The following is an 11,844-nucleotide window of genomic DNA, read 5'->3' on the forward strand; positions in this document are numbered from 1 at the left end:
GGGCGGGGGAAGCCGAAACGGGGACGGGACCGGCCGCCCGTTGCCCAGGCGACCGGTCCCGTCATGTCCCGCACGTACACATGTCCCGCAGATACCGCATATCCCGCATGTCCGCTTGCCTCTCGGGGGCTGCGGCTGCGGCTGAGCCTCCGGCTACGCGCCGAACGCCTTGGACTGCCCCGGCTTGCCCTTCACCGGCTTGGCCCCGGCCAGCAGGTGCACGGGCACCAGATCCCGGGCCGGCTCCGAGTAGCCGACCGAGACGATCCGGTCGCCCCGGTAGGTGAAGCTCGTCAGCGAGGCCAGCGTGCACTGCCGCTTGCGCGGGTCGTGCCACAGGCGGCGGCGCTCGACGAAGGAGCGCAGGATCCAGATCGGCAGCTGGTGACTGACGCAGACCGCCTCGTGCCCGCGCGCCGCGTCCCGGGCGGCGTCGAGCGCGCCCATCATCCGGACGACCTGGTCGATGTACGGCTCGCCCCAGGACGGCTTGAACGGATTGGTGAGGTGCTTCCAGTTGTCCGGCTTGCGCAGCGCGCCGTCGCCGACGCCGAAGGTCTTGCCCTCGAAGACGTTGGCCGCCTCGATCAGCCGGACGTCGGTGGCGAGCTCCAGGCCGTGCGCCTTGGCGACGGGGGCGGCCGTCTCCTGGGCACGCTCCAGGGGGGAGGCGACGACATGGGTGATGTCACGCTTCTCCAGATGCCCGGCGACCCGGTCGGCCATCTTCCGGCCCAGGTCGGAGAGGTGGTAGCCGGGGCGGCGCCCGTAGAGCACGCCGTCCGGGTTGTGCACCTCGCCGTGCCGGACCACGTGGACCACGGTCAGCTGCTCGTCGCGGTTCACGTTGCCGCGGTTCGCGATGCCTCTCGCGTTCTCGCCGTTCGCGATGTCGCCGTTCGCGCTCTCGCTCATGCGGTGGCCTCCGCTGCGGCACGGGCGGCGCCGGGCAGGGCGGCGGCGATGCGCTCGACCGCCCGCTCGTCGTGGGCCGTGGAGACGAACCAGGACTCGAACGCCGACGGCGGCAGGTAGACGCCCTGCTCCAGCATCGCGTGGAAGAACGCGGTGAAGCGGAAGACGTCCTGCTTCTTGGCGTCGTCGTAGTCGCGGACGGGCTCGTCGGTGAAGAAGACGGAGAACATGTTGCTCGCGGCGGACACGGTGTGCGCGACGCCCGCCTCGGTGAGCGCGTCGCCCACCAGGGAGCGCAGCTCGGCGGAGACCGCGTCGATCTTCGCGTACGCCGCGTCGTCCAGCAGCCGCAGCTGGGCGAGCCCGGCGGCGGTGGCGACCGGGTTCCCGGAGAGGGTGCCCGCCTGGTAGACCGGGCCGGCCGGGGCCAGGTGCGCCATCACGTCGCCGCGACCGCCGAAGGCCGCGGCGGGGAAGCCGCCGCCCATCACCTTGCCGAAGGTCATCAGGTCGGGCCGGACGCCGTCGACGCCGTACCAGCCGGCCTTCGACGTACGGAAGCCCGTCATGACCTCGTCGGAGATGTACAGCGCGCCGTTCGCCGCGCACAGCTCCTTGAGCCCGGCGTTGAAGCCCTCCGCCGGCGGGACGACGCCCATGTTGCCGGGCGAGGCCTCGGTGATCACGCAGGCGATCTCACCCGGGTGGGCGGCGAAGGCGGCGCGCACCGCGTCCAGGTCGTTGTACGGCAGCACGACGGTGTCCCCCGCCGTGGCGCCCGTGACCCCCGGCGTGTCGGGCAGCCCGAAGGTGGCCAGGCCCGACCCGGCCGCGGCGAGCAGCGCGTCCACGTGCCCGTGGTAGCAGCCGGCGAACTTCACGACCTTGGCCCGGCCCGTGAAACCGCGGGCCAGCCGGATCGCCGACATGGTCGCCTCGGTGCCGGAGGAGACCAGGCGCACCTGCTCGACGGGCTCGATCCGCGCCACGATCTCCTCGGCGAGCGCGACCTCGCCCTCCCCCGGCGTACCGAAGGAGGTGCCGCGGGAGACCGCCTCCTGGACTGCGGCGATAACCTCGGGGTGAGAGTGGCCGAGAATCATCGGCCCCCACGAGCACACGAGGTCGACGTACTCGCGTCCGTCGGCGTCGGTGAGGTACGGACCGGTGCCGGACACCATGAACCGGGGCGTACCGCCCACGGCCCGGAAGGCACGCACGGGAGAGTTCACGCCGCCGGGCGTCACGACGGACGCTCGGTCGAACAGCGACTGCGAAACTGGGGCTTCGTATGAATACGCCACTTTGGTCCTGATCTGCGATTCGGGTATCGGGAGGCCGGGCCGGGAAATCCCTAAGAATCTCGGCCACCGGTGAGCAGGGAGCGCACTCCCCTCGTATCACGAAAGAGCGTCAGTCCCCTCGCGTCTGCGAAACTGGGCCGACATAGGGAAAGCTCACACATGCCATGGTGTCAGAGGCACGCGCGGTCTTTGCGGACAGGTGTTTCACCGCACGCCCGCGGGGGAGGTCACTGACACGATGATCGGGTTGCGCGGCGGGGGCTGTGTCTCCTAAGAAGTAGTCGGGTGGATGAGATATGCATCGCGGTGGCGAAGTGGGCGAAGGGACCGACGACCTGGGGCCCGAGCCTGCCCGGCGAGGGCGGCACCGGCGCAGGGCCGAGCGCGCCCAGAGCAGGGGCGCGGACAGCACGCCGCCCCCCGGGACCAGGAGCGGGGGCGGGATGGGGGTGACGTACAAGTACTTCGGCGCCCCGGACGGGGCCACCGCCGCACGCGTGCCCATCTCGATGCGCCCGGAGGAGCTCGGCGGTGACGAGCTGGGTATGGGCGGCATGTTCACCAAGATCAAGCCGGAGACCGTGGCCGCCATGGTCCTGACCGGAATCCAGGGCATACCCCTGCACAAGGTCCCCCCGCTCGAACTGGTCGTTCTCCACCCCGACTACGCGGTGGTCAAGCTCCCGATGACCGTCGTCGACCCGCTGCGCGGCGTCGGCGAGGAGTCGGTCGGCGCGGCGGCCTTCATCTGGTCCACGGTCCCCGACCGCGGCGGCCCGCGCGACGCCTTCAACGTCTACCAGCTGCTCCACGAGTGGCAGGACTTCTCCCACCGGCTGCACGACGCGGGGCATCAGGCGTACTGCCTGGTGTGGCCCTGATCCGGGACTTCCCGGCGGACTCCGTCCGAAAGCGTCCGGCTCACCGCGGGGCGCCGGGCCGAAGCCCATCGCCCCGGCGCGCGAGCCGAAGTCTTTCGCCCCGGCTCAGCGCCCGGCGGTGGCCAGCGCCTTCCAGAAGGCGTAGCGGTGGTCAGCCGCGAAATCGGTCGGCCCGATGCGGCCGGATCCGAGTCGCTGCACATACGGGCTGCGGGGCGTGAACGGCTTCCACGTGGGCAAGCCGTGCGCATCCGTCCGGCCGGTGGCGGCGAACCGACTCCAGTAGGCGGTCACGGTGTCCGACAGCCCGGCCTGCTCGGCGCTGAGGGGCTCGAAGAGATCGTTCTCGAACAGGTAGGCCAGGTCGACCATGTGGCCGGTACCGAGCGAAAAGCTCGCCGGCCGCGGCACCTTCCTGAAGTACGGGGCCCGCGCATCGGCGAAGTCGTAGGCATAGACACGGGTATGGCGGGCCAGCGCGCGCTGGGTGTCGAGCGCCGCGGTCGACCACTCCGAGTCGGTCAGCACGGCCGACAGCGCCGCTCCGGGCGCCGAGTAACGCGCGGCGGGATATTCGGCCAGAATCGCGGGAGCATCTTTCCCGAACCGTTCGGTGATCTTCTCCGCGTACTTCTCGGCGGTCAGCGGCTCTCCGGTCATGACCTCTTCGAGCCCGGCCAGCCCGCTCATCTCGTCGTGGGTGGAGCCGTGCAGCACCGGCACCCGGGCGAACCGACCGGAGGCGATCGCCCGTGACGGGGCCTCGGGCAGTACCGTGCCGTCCACGACGGGCCGGTAGCCGTCATGGCCCGAGAGCGACGCTTCGACGAGCGCGCCGGTGGACCTGCGCCGCAGGCAGGAGTCGACGGTTCGCGGATCGGCGCAGTGCGCGGCCTCGGCGACGGTGCGGCCGTTGGCCTCCGCCTGTGCGCGGGTGAACGAGCCGTCCGGTCCCGCGCAGCCCGCGCTCTGCACGATCGCCTTGTCGAAGAGCCCCCGCGCTCCGGGCGAGACGAGCTGGGCGCAGACGCTGTAACCGCCGCCCGACTGCCCCATGATCGTGACATTGCGGGGGTTCCCGCCGAAGGCTGAGGCATTGCGCTCGACCCACTTCAGCGCGGCCTGCTGGTCGAGAAGGCCGAGGTTGGCCGGCGCGCGCAGGCCCGGCGCGGTGAGGAACCCGAACGCGCCGAGCCGGTAGTTGACCGTCACGACCATGGCGCCCTGCCGCGCGGCGGCCAGCTCGGCCGCCCGGTAGGTGGCGCCGTCTCCGTAGGCGAAGCTGCCGCCGTGGATCCAGACGATGACCGGAAACCGTTCCGCCATCCGTCCGGCCGGCGTGGTGACGTTCAGATGGAGGCAGTCCTCGCTGCCGCCGCCCTCGATCGAGATCGGCTGGTCGGTCGGCTGCGCGCAGGCGCTCCTCGGGGTTCGGGCGTCCAGCGGCGCCGACCAGGAACGCACCGGCTGCGGCGCCTTCCACCGGCGTTCCCCGGTCGGCGGAGCCGCGTAAGGAATGCCCTGGAACGTGCGCACCGCACCTTCGGCCGAGCCCTGGACCGGGCCTTCCGCGGTCGTCACACGAGTCTGGGGCACGTGCGGTTCGGAGTGCGCCGGCGCGGGGCCGGCCGTGATCAGCGTGGCGGCGAGCGTGGTGGAGACGGCGGCCGCGGCAAGGGCGGCGACGCGGAACGGTCTGATCCTCATCCGGACTCCCGGGATCGGTGTGGTCTTCGATGACCGGAACCGTAATCAGGAATTGGGCAACCGCGCAAGACGATTGCCCAATGCGAGCGCCCAATACGAACGCCTGAGGCGTTCGCGTGAGGCGATCGTCTGGCGCGTGCGCGCAGAACGTTGCTAGGGTCGGCGCCATGGCAATGGGAAACCGGGAGAAGCTGCTGGAGGCCGCCGGGCGGTGCCTCTTCGACAAGGGCTACGAGCGCACGACGGTTCGCGATCTGGCCTCGGCCGCGGGCGTCAGCATGGCCGCGATCGGCTATCACTTCGGCTCGAAGGAGGCGTTGCTCAATCAGGCGCTCTTCGAGGCGCTCGACTCGGGGGGCCAGGCATTCGGGCCGCCGTCCGGCGACAGCGACCTCGGCGCGCTGTGGCGTCGTCTGATCGAGGCTTTCTCGGCCAACAAGACGTTCTGGATCGCCAATCTGGAGACCGTCCTGCGGGCCCAACGCGATGCGGGGCTGCGTGAGCAGGTGGCCGCCGGACTGCGACAGGGCCGCAGCGGCATGGCGCGGGAGGTCACCGGAACCGCGGAGAGCGAGCTGTCCGAGCAGACGATCCGCACCATCGGCTCGGTGCAACTCGCCCTCGTCAGCGGCCTGATGATGCAGCACCTCACCGACCCGGAATCCGCGCCCACCGCCGAGGAGGTGCTGGCGGGCCTGCGGGCACTGGCCGCCCACCTGCCCGAGGAGGCGTAGGGCTCGGGCCTTGATGCGGCGCCACCAGTAGTCACAGGCCGCGTAGCTGCCGCCGCCCAGGACGAGCACGGGGATGCTGCTCCTGGCCGAGGAGATCGTCGGCGACGCGCACGCCGCGCTCGGCCCCCCTCTACGAGGCCCCGCGCCCCGCCGGTCCCCCCACCGGCAGCCTCAGCCCCGGGCAGCCCCAGGCGTCCCGGCAGTCCCAGGCGTCCCGGCCGTCCCGGTCGTCCCGGTCGTCCCGGTCGGACGCCACCCCGGGTCGCGGCCCGTCACCGCCAGCAGCCGCTCGAAGGCGCCGGCCCCCTCCCCCACCGGGAACGGCTCACCGAACACCTTCATCTCCCGGGCCTGCGGCGCCATCGCCGCCAGCCCCGGCCCCAGTTCGTCGAGCACGCTCCCCTCCGGCACGAAGTCCGCGCCCGTCGCCCGCGCCAGGTCCCAGGCGTGCACCGTAAGATCGCCGAGGACCATGAGCCCCACCGTCCGGGCCGGCAGCCCCATCTGCCCCGTCGTGCCCTCCTCGGCACCGGGCGCGCTCCACGCCTCCACCAGCCGGGCGGTCTCCTCACCGAACCTGCCCCGCCAGTCGCCCGTCACGAACTCCGGCTCCTGGCCGAAATCCACCTCCTCACGCGCGGCGAGCGCCTGGAAGTTCACCACCACCAGGAACAGGTGGTTCAGCAGCGCCCGTACGTCGTACTCCGCGCACGGCGTACGGTCGCCCAACTGCCCGTCGTCGATGCCCCGGACCACGGGCAGGGCCCGGGCCGCGGCGGTTTCCAGCAGGTCACTGATCTTCTGCGTCATGCCTTCCATCCTGCGTCCGCACCCCGCCCGGTGTCTTGAAGAAACACGACAGACAGGCGGAGGACGCGCCACCTAGGATCGGGGCATGGCCGCCGGACCCCGCCGCGACACCCGGGGCATCGTCGACGCCCCGGACCTGTTCGCCCGCGTGCGCTTCCGACGCCGCGAACCCGCCGCCGCGCTGCGCCCGTACCTGGAGCACTACTGGCTGATCGACTGGGACCTCACCGAGCCGTACGCCGCCCATGTGGTCCCGCACCCGTCGGTGAACCTGGTCCTCCAGCGGTACGAGGCCGGGTACGGCCCCCGGGAGCGGTCCGGGTACGCCGAGGTCGCGGGCGTCGACCCCGGGCTCTTCACCCGGAAGCTGACCGGGCGCGGGCGGGTCTGCGGGGTGCAGTTCCGGCCCGGTGGCTTCCGGCCGTTCGCCCCCGGGCGACCGGTGTCCGCGTGGACCGGGCTGCGGTCCGACGCCGCCGGGGCGCTACGGCTGCCGCCCCCTGTCCAGGCCGTCCTGGACCCGGACGACGAGGACGCGCGGGTCAGGGCGCTGGACGCCTTCCTGCTGACCCTGGAACCCCGCCCCGATCCCCGGGCAACGCTGGCGATGGCCGCCGTCGACCTGGTGCGCACGGACCGCACGGTGCTCCGGGCCGACCGGCTCGCCCAGGACACGGGGCTCTCCGCCCGCTCCCTGCAACGGCTCTTCTCCGCGTACGTCGGCGTCGGACCCAAGTGGGTCATCCTGCGCTACCGCGTCCACGAGGCCCTGGAACGCGCCGGATCCGACCCGGCCGTCGACTGGTCGCGGCTCGCGGCGGACCTGGGCTACAGCGACCAGGCCCATCTGGTGCGGGACTTCACCGCGACGGTGGGCGTGCCCCCGACGGCGTTCGCCCCACGTTGACGGCGGCCGGGCGCACACCCGCGCGCTCCGCGAATTCCCTGGCAGCCTCTCCCGCCCCGGTGGCATCCTGACCGGGTGAACGGACCCGAGATCAGTCTCGAAGTAGCTCCCGAGCTGCGACTCTTCGTCCCGCACGACCGCCGCGGCGGGCCCACGCCCCTCGTCACGGACGGCTCCTCGACCCTCGGCCATGTCATCGAGTCCCTCGGCGTCCCGCTCACCGAGGCCGGAACGCTGCTGGTGAACGGCGCCCCGGTGGCCCGCTCGCATGTGCCCGGCCCCGGCGAGCACGTCGACGTACGCGCCGTGGAACGCCCCCAGCAGGTCCCCGGCGCCCCCCTGCGCTTCCTCCTCGACGTCCATCTCGGCACACTGGCCCGCCGGTTGCGGCTCCTGGGCGTCGACGCGGCGTACGAGAGCGAGGACATCGGCGACCCCGCCCTGGCCGCCCTCTCCGCACGGGAGCGGCGGGTCCTGCTCTCCCGGGACCGCGGGCTGCTGCGCCGCCGCGAGATCTGGGCGGGGGCGTACGTCTACAGCGACCGCCCCCCGGAGCAGCTCCGCGACGTCCTCGGCCGCTTCGCTCCGGCCCTGGCCCCGTGGACCCGCTGCACCGCGTGCAACGGCACGCTGGCCGGGGCGGCGAAGGACTCCGTGAGCGGACTCCTGGAACACGGCACCCAGGAGGCGTACGACGTGTTCGCCCAGTGCACCGAGTGCTCCCGGGTGTACTGGCGCGGCGCCCATCACGGCCATCTGGAGACGATCGTGTCCGAGGCGATGGCCGAGTTCGGGGGCGCGCCGGCCTGAGGGCTTTCCCGCAGGGGCTTCCCGCAGGGGCTTTCCCGCAAGGCTCCTGCAGGGGCTTTCCCGCAGGGCTTCCCGCAGGGGCTTCCGTCCGGATCGTGCCGGGCTCGTGAGCCGCAGGTCCGGCGCGCTCTGCCGGTCGTGCCCTCCCGCGCACGGGGTGCGCCGCGCCGCCTGCCTATCCTTCTCCCCGTACCCGATCAGCAGTCCGAGGAGATCGCCATGGCCGCCACCCCCATCGCCGTCATCACCGGCGCGAGCAGCGGCATCGGCGCCGCCACCGCCCGTACGCTGGCCGCCGCCGGCTTCCGGGTCGTGCTGACCGCCCGCCGCAAGGACCGCGTCGAGGCGCTGGCCGCCGAGATCACCGAGGCCGGTCACCAGGCGACGGCCTATCCCCTGGACGTCACCGACCGCGCGGCGGTCGACGAGTTCGCCACCGCGTTCCGCACCCTCGCCGTCCTCGTCAACAACGCGGGCGGGGCGCTCGGGGCCGACCCGGTGGCGACCGGCGACCCTGCCGACTGGCGCCAGATGTACGAGACCAACGTGATCGGCACGCTCAACGTCACCCAGGCCCTGCTGCCCGCCCTCACCGCGAGCGGCGACGGCACGATCGTGATCCTCTCCTCCACCGCGGCGCTGTCCGCGTACGAGGGCGGCGGCGGTTACGTGGCGGCCAAGCACGGCGAACACGTCCTGGCCGAGACCCTGCGGCTGGAGATCGTCGGCACCCCGGTCCGCGTCATCGAGGTGGCCCCCGGCATGGTCAGGACCGAGGAGTTCGCCACCACCCGCTTCCGCGGCGACACGGAGAAGGCCGCCAAGGTCTACGCGGGCGTCGACGCCCCGCTCACCGCCGAGGACGTGGCCGACACGATCGGCTGGGCCGTCACCCGCCCCAGCCACGTCAACATCGACCTCCTGGTGGTCCGCCCCCGCGCCCAGGCCTCCAACACGAAGGTCCACCGCACCGGGTGAACCCGGATCACCCCTTCGGGGACGGGGCGACGGCCCGCTCGGCGACGAGCACCGGGTGGTCGTGCGGGGTGATCGCGCACCGCGCTCCGGGCGTCAGCGCGGCCGCCTCCCAGCTGGGCAGGTCGGCCTTGCAGGCGGTTCCGGAGTCCGTGGTGAGGTGCAGTCGCGTGGTGGGGCCGAGGAAGGTCGCCACCCGTACGGTCGCGGGAGTGCCCGCCCCGTCGTCGGCGGCGCCGACCGCGAGGCCCTCGGGGCGCAGCAGTACGTCGACCTCGGCGCCGGCGGCGGGGGTCGCGCCGTGGATGGGCAGCCGCCGGCCGAACAGCTCGACGACCCCGCCGGCCCGGACGATGCCCGGCAGCCGGTTCATGGTGCCGACGAACTCGGCGACGAACGGCGTGGCCGGGCGGTCGTACAACTCGCCGGGCGCGGCGCACTGTTCGAGCCGCCCGTCCTTCATCACGGCGACGCGGTCCGCCATCGACAGCGCCTCCTCCTGGTCATGGGTGACGAAGACGGTGGTGATGCCGAGATCCAGCTGGATGCGCCGGATCTCCTCGCGCAGGGTCAGCCGCACCTTGGCGTCCAGGGCGGACAGCGGCTCGTCGAGGAGCAGCACCCTGGGCCGGACGGCCAGCGCGCGGGCGAGCGCGACGCGCTGCTGCTGGCCGCCGGACAGCTGGTGCGGGTAGGTGCCCTCGCGGCCGGGCAGGCCGACCAGGTCCAGCAGCTCCCGGGCCCGCTCCTTGCGCTCGGCGTTCGCCCGGCCCCGTACCCGCAGGCCGTACGCGATGTTCTCGGCGGCCGTCATGTTCGGGAACAGGCTGTACGACTGGAAGACCATGCCGATGTCACGGCGGTGGGCCGGGACCGGGGTGACGTCCTGGCCGTCCATCAGCAGCTCGCCGCCGTCGGCGCTCTCGAACCCGGCGATGATGCGCAGCGCGGTGGTCTTGCCGCAGCCGGACGGCCCGAGCAGGGCGACCATCTCGCCGGGGGCGATGTCCAGGTCGAGTCCGTCGAGGGCGACCGTGGAGCCGAACTTCCGGCGCAGTTGCTTGAGGTGCACGGGAACGGTCATGACACGGTCTTCTTTCGGTTCTCACGGACGGAGTTGTCGCGGACGGCGTTCGCCCGACGGCGGCTGCGGCCGCCGGCCAGGGTGGTGAGCAGGAGCAGCAGCCCCCAGGTGATCAGCAGGCTCAGCATCGCGGCCGCCACCGAGAGCTGGGCCTCGGAGTCCTTGACCTCCACCATCCACACGGAGAACGGGCGGTAGGAGAGCACGGAGGCGACGGTGTACTCGCCGAGCACCATGGCCAGGCTGAGTACGGCGCCGCCCACCACGGCGGTCCGCAGGTTCGGCACGACGATCTGCCGCAGGGTCTGCAGCCGCGAGGCTCCCAGGCTGCGGGCGGCCTCGACAAGGGTGCGTAGGTCGACGGCGCGCAGCCCGGCGTCCAGCGAGCGGTACAGGAACGGCAGGGACATGACCGTGTAGACGAGCACGAGGACCAGCGGGAAGTCCTCGTCCCGCAGGAGCTGGAAGGTCATGTACAGGGGCGTGTCGGCCAGGTCCTGTTCCCAGGACAGCACCGTGGTGACGCCGGCGACCAGCGCGATCGGCGGGACCACCAGCGGCATCATGCACAGGATCTCGACGATCCGGCGCAGGCGGGGCAGATAGAGCGCGATCGCGACCAGGGTCGGCACCATCAGGAGCAGTCCGCAGACGATGGTGGCCAGGCCCAGGCGTACCGAGAGCATCAGGCTGGTGGTCAGCCCCTCGGCGCCGATCCCCTTCGTGTACGCGTCGAAGCTGACGCCCTCGACCTCGTTGACGCTGAACCAGATCGAGGCGCCGATGGGGACCAGGAAATACAGCGCGGCGAGCGGCAGGACGACGCCCCGCGAGGTGAACTTCATCCGAGCCATCGGGTACTCCTGCGCTGCAGCGGTATCTGTACGGCCATCACGAGCAGCGCGATCACGACCATGTTGAGGCTCATGGCGAGGGCGAGGTTCTCCTGGCCCACCAGGACGTTGCCGTTGAGGGCGTTGGCGATCTGGATGGTGATCAGCGGCTGCGACGAGCCGACCATCACGGCGGCGGTGGCGTGCGAGGCGAACGCCGTGCCGAACATCAGCACCGCGCCGCCGAGCAGCGAGGGCGTCAGCACCGGGATGCCGACGTGGAGCCAGAACTGCCCCCGGGTCGCCCCGCAGGACGCGGCGGCCTCCTGCCACTGGGCGCGCAGGCCGTCGAGCGCGGGCAGGACGGTCACCACCATCAGCGGGACCATGAAGTAGAGGTAGGCCAGCACCAGGCCGGTGAAGCTGTAGAGGCTGAAGCCCGTCCGGTCCAGGTGGAACAGCTGGGTGACCGTGCCGGTGGTGCCGAGCGTCGCGATGAACGCGAAGGCGAGGGGCGCGCCGGAGAAGTTGGCGAGCACCCCGCCGGCCGAGACGACGATGCCCCGCAACGCCGGCCGCGGGGAACTGACGACGGCCTGCGCGATCAGCGTGCCGATCACGGTCGCCAGCAGCGCGGTCACAGCGGAGAGTTCGACGCTCCCGGTCAGGCCGGTCGCGTAGGCCCCGGACAGCGACCCGCTGACGTTCTCCGCCGAGAACCGGCCGGCGCCGCTCGCCGGGTCCAGGACGGTGAACGCCCCGTACACCATGGTCCCGGCGGGCAGCCCGAAGCACACCGCGAGAAACGCGAAGAAGGGAACGACGACGGGCCACCGGTGCCGCCGCGCGCCGCGGCGGCGGGCGCCGCCCGGACGGCCGTCGCC

General features: G+C 72.3%; 12 protein-coding genes. 5 read left to right on the forward strand and 7 right to left on the reverse strand.

The features are described from left to right. Positions 1-153 precede the first annotated feature (153 nt). Together CR470_RS06805 and hemL are read right to left on the reverse strand one after the other, a co-directional pair. Positions 154-915: a histidine phosphatase family protein gene (locus CR470_RS06805; RefSeq protein ID WP_257138472.1), complete on the reverse strand. Its 762-nt coding sequence runs from the start codon at positions 913-915 to the stop codon at positions 154-156. Further along, positions 912-2,183: a glutamate-1-semialdehyde 2,1-aminomutase gene (hemL, locus tag CR470_RS06810; protein WP_097866698.1), complete on the reverse strand. Its 1,272-nt coding sequence runs from the start codon at positions 2,181-2,183 to the stop codon at positions 912-914. Before hemL ends, CR470_RS06805 begins: the two co-directional genes overlap by 4 nt. Before the next feature lie 332 nt (positions 2,184-2,515). Here hemL and CR470_RS06815 point away from each other — a divergent pair, with 332 nt between their 5' ends. Further along, complete coding sequence (locus tag CR470_RS06815; protein ID WP_097866682.1) at positions 2,516-3,100, forward strand: hypothetical protein; 585 nt, start codon at positions 2,516-2,518, stop codon at positions 3,098-3,100. 105 nt (positions 3,101-3,205) lie between these two features. Here CR470_RS06815 and CR470_RS06820 read toward each other — a convergent pair whose 3' ends face one another. Continuing rightward, complete coding sequence (locus CR470_RS06820; RefSeq protein ID WP_097866683.1) at positions 3,206-4,807, reverse strand: carboxylesterase/lipase family protein; 1,602 nt, start codon at positions 4,805-4,807, stop codon at positions 3,206-3,208. A 167-nt stretch (positions 4,808-4,974) separates the two neighbouring features. Here CR470_RS06820 and CR470_RS06825 point away from each other — a divergent pair, with 167 nt between their 5' ends. Then, positions 4,975-5,541, forward strand: coding sequence for a TetR/AcrR family transcriptional regulator (locus CR470_RS06825; protein WP_306667789.1), 567 nt, complete (start codon positions 4,975-4,977; stop codon positions 5,539-5,541). A gap of 171 nt (positions 5,542-5,712) precedes the next feature. Here CR470_RS06825 and CR470_RS06830 read toward each other — a convergent pair whose 3' ends face one another. Next, positions 5,713-6,351 (reverse strand): TIGR03086 family metal-binding protein, encoded by a 639-nt coding sequence (locus CR470_RS06830; RefSeq protein ID WP_097866685.1) that lies wholly within the window; start codon positions 6,349-6,351, stop codon positions 5,713-5,715. Positions 6,352-6,436: 85 nt separating this feature from the next. Between CR470_RS06830 and CR470_RS06835 the strand changes: the two genes are divergently transcribed. The 3 genes from CR470_RS06835 (at position 6,437) to CR470_RS06845 (ending at position 9,046) form a co-directional block, all read left to right on the forward strand. Beyond that, positions 6,437-7,258, forward strand: a complete 822-nt coding sequence (locus tag CR470_RS06835; protein ID WP_097866686.1) for a helix-turn-helix domain-containing protein — start codon at positions 6,437-6,439, stop codon at positions 7,256-7,258. Between the two features lie 75 nt (positions 7,259-7,333). After that, entirely contained in the window at positions 7,334-8,068 is a 735-nt protein-coding gene (locus tag CR470_RS06840) for a Mut7-C RNAse domain-containing protein (protein ID WP_097866687.1), read from the forward strand. Between the two features lie 219 nt (positions 8,069-8,287). Then, on the forward strand, positions 8,288-9,046 hold the full coding sequence (locus CR470_RS06845; RefSeq protein WP_097866688.1) for an SDR family NAD(P)-dependent oxidoreductase: 759 nt from the start codon (positions 8,288-8,290) through the stop codon (positions 9,044-9,046). A gap of 7 nt (positions 9,047-9,053) precedes the next feature. Here CR470_RS06845 and CR470_RS06850 read toward each other — a convergent pair whose 3' ends face one another. The 3 genes from CR470_RS06850 to CR470_RS06860 all read right to left on the reverse strand — a co-directional run. Further along, the gene (locus tag CR470_RS06850) at positions 9,054-10,127 is read right to left on the reverse strand and encodes an ABC transporter ATP-binding protein (RefSeq protein ID WP_097866689.1); all 1,074 of its coding nucleotides are present in this window, start codon (positions 10,125-10,127) and stop codon (positions 9,054-9,056) included. Then, a complete protein-coding gene (locus CR470_RS06855; protein WP_097866690.1) occupies positions 10,124-10,981 on the reverse strand; it encodes an ABC transporter permease in 858 nt (285 codons plus the stop codon). The genes CR470_RS06850 and CR470_RS06855 overlap by 4 nt, the downstream gene beginning before the upstream one ends. Continuing rightward, a partial coding sequence (locus CR470_RS06860) for an ABC transporter permease (protein WP_097866691.1) occupies positions 10,969-11,844 on the reverse strand: 876 nt, incomplete at its 5' end. The genes CR470_RS06855 and CR470_RS06860, both read right to left, overlap by 13 nt.

Origin of the sequence: Streptomyces sp. rh34 (assembly GCF_002551245.1) — a bacterium.
GTDB lineage: Bacteria > Actinomycetota > Actinomycetes > Streptomycetales > Streptomycetaceae > Streptomyces.

Bases quoted from the DNA above. Each gene is read 5' to 3' on its own strand.
- CR470_RS06805 (WP_257138472.1), bottom strand. From the start codon at position 915: ATGAGCGAGAGCGCGAACGGCGACATCGCGAACGGCGAGAACGCGAGA.
- CR470_RS06815 (WP_097866682.1), top strand. From the start codon at position 2,516: ATGCATCGCGGTGGCGAAGTGGGCGAAGGGACCGACGACCTGGGGCCC.
- CR470_RS06820 (WP_097866683.1), bottom strand. From the start codon at position 4,807: ATGAGGATCAGACCGTTCCGCGTCGCCGCCCTTGCCGCGGCCGCCGTC.
- CR470_RS06825 (WP_306667789.1), top strand. From the start codon at position 4,975: ATGGCAATGGGAAACCGGGAGAAGCTGCTGGAGGCCGCCGGGCGGTGC.
- CR470_RS06830 (WP_097866685.1), bottom strand. From the start codon at position 6,351: ATGACGCAGAAGATCAGTGACCTGCTGGAAACCGCCGCGGCCCGGGCC.
- CR470_RS06835 (WP_097866686.1), top strand. From the start codon at position 6,437: ATGGCCGCCGGACCCCGCCGCGACACCCGGGGCATCGTCGACGCCCCG.
- CR470_RS06845 (WP_097866688.1), top strand. From the start codon at position 8,288: ATGGCCGCCACCCCCATCGCCGTCATCACCGGCGCGAGCAGCGGCATC.
- CR470_RS06850 (WP_097866689.1), bottom strand. From the start codon at position 10,127: ATGACCGTTCCCGTGCACCTCAAGCAACTGCGCCGGAAGTTCGGCTCC.
- CR470_RS06855 (WP_097866690.1), bottom strand. From the start codon at position 10,981: ATGGCTCGGATGAAGTTCACCTCGCGGGGCGTCGTCCTGCCGCTCGCC.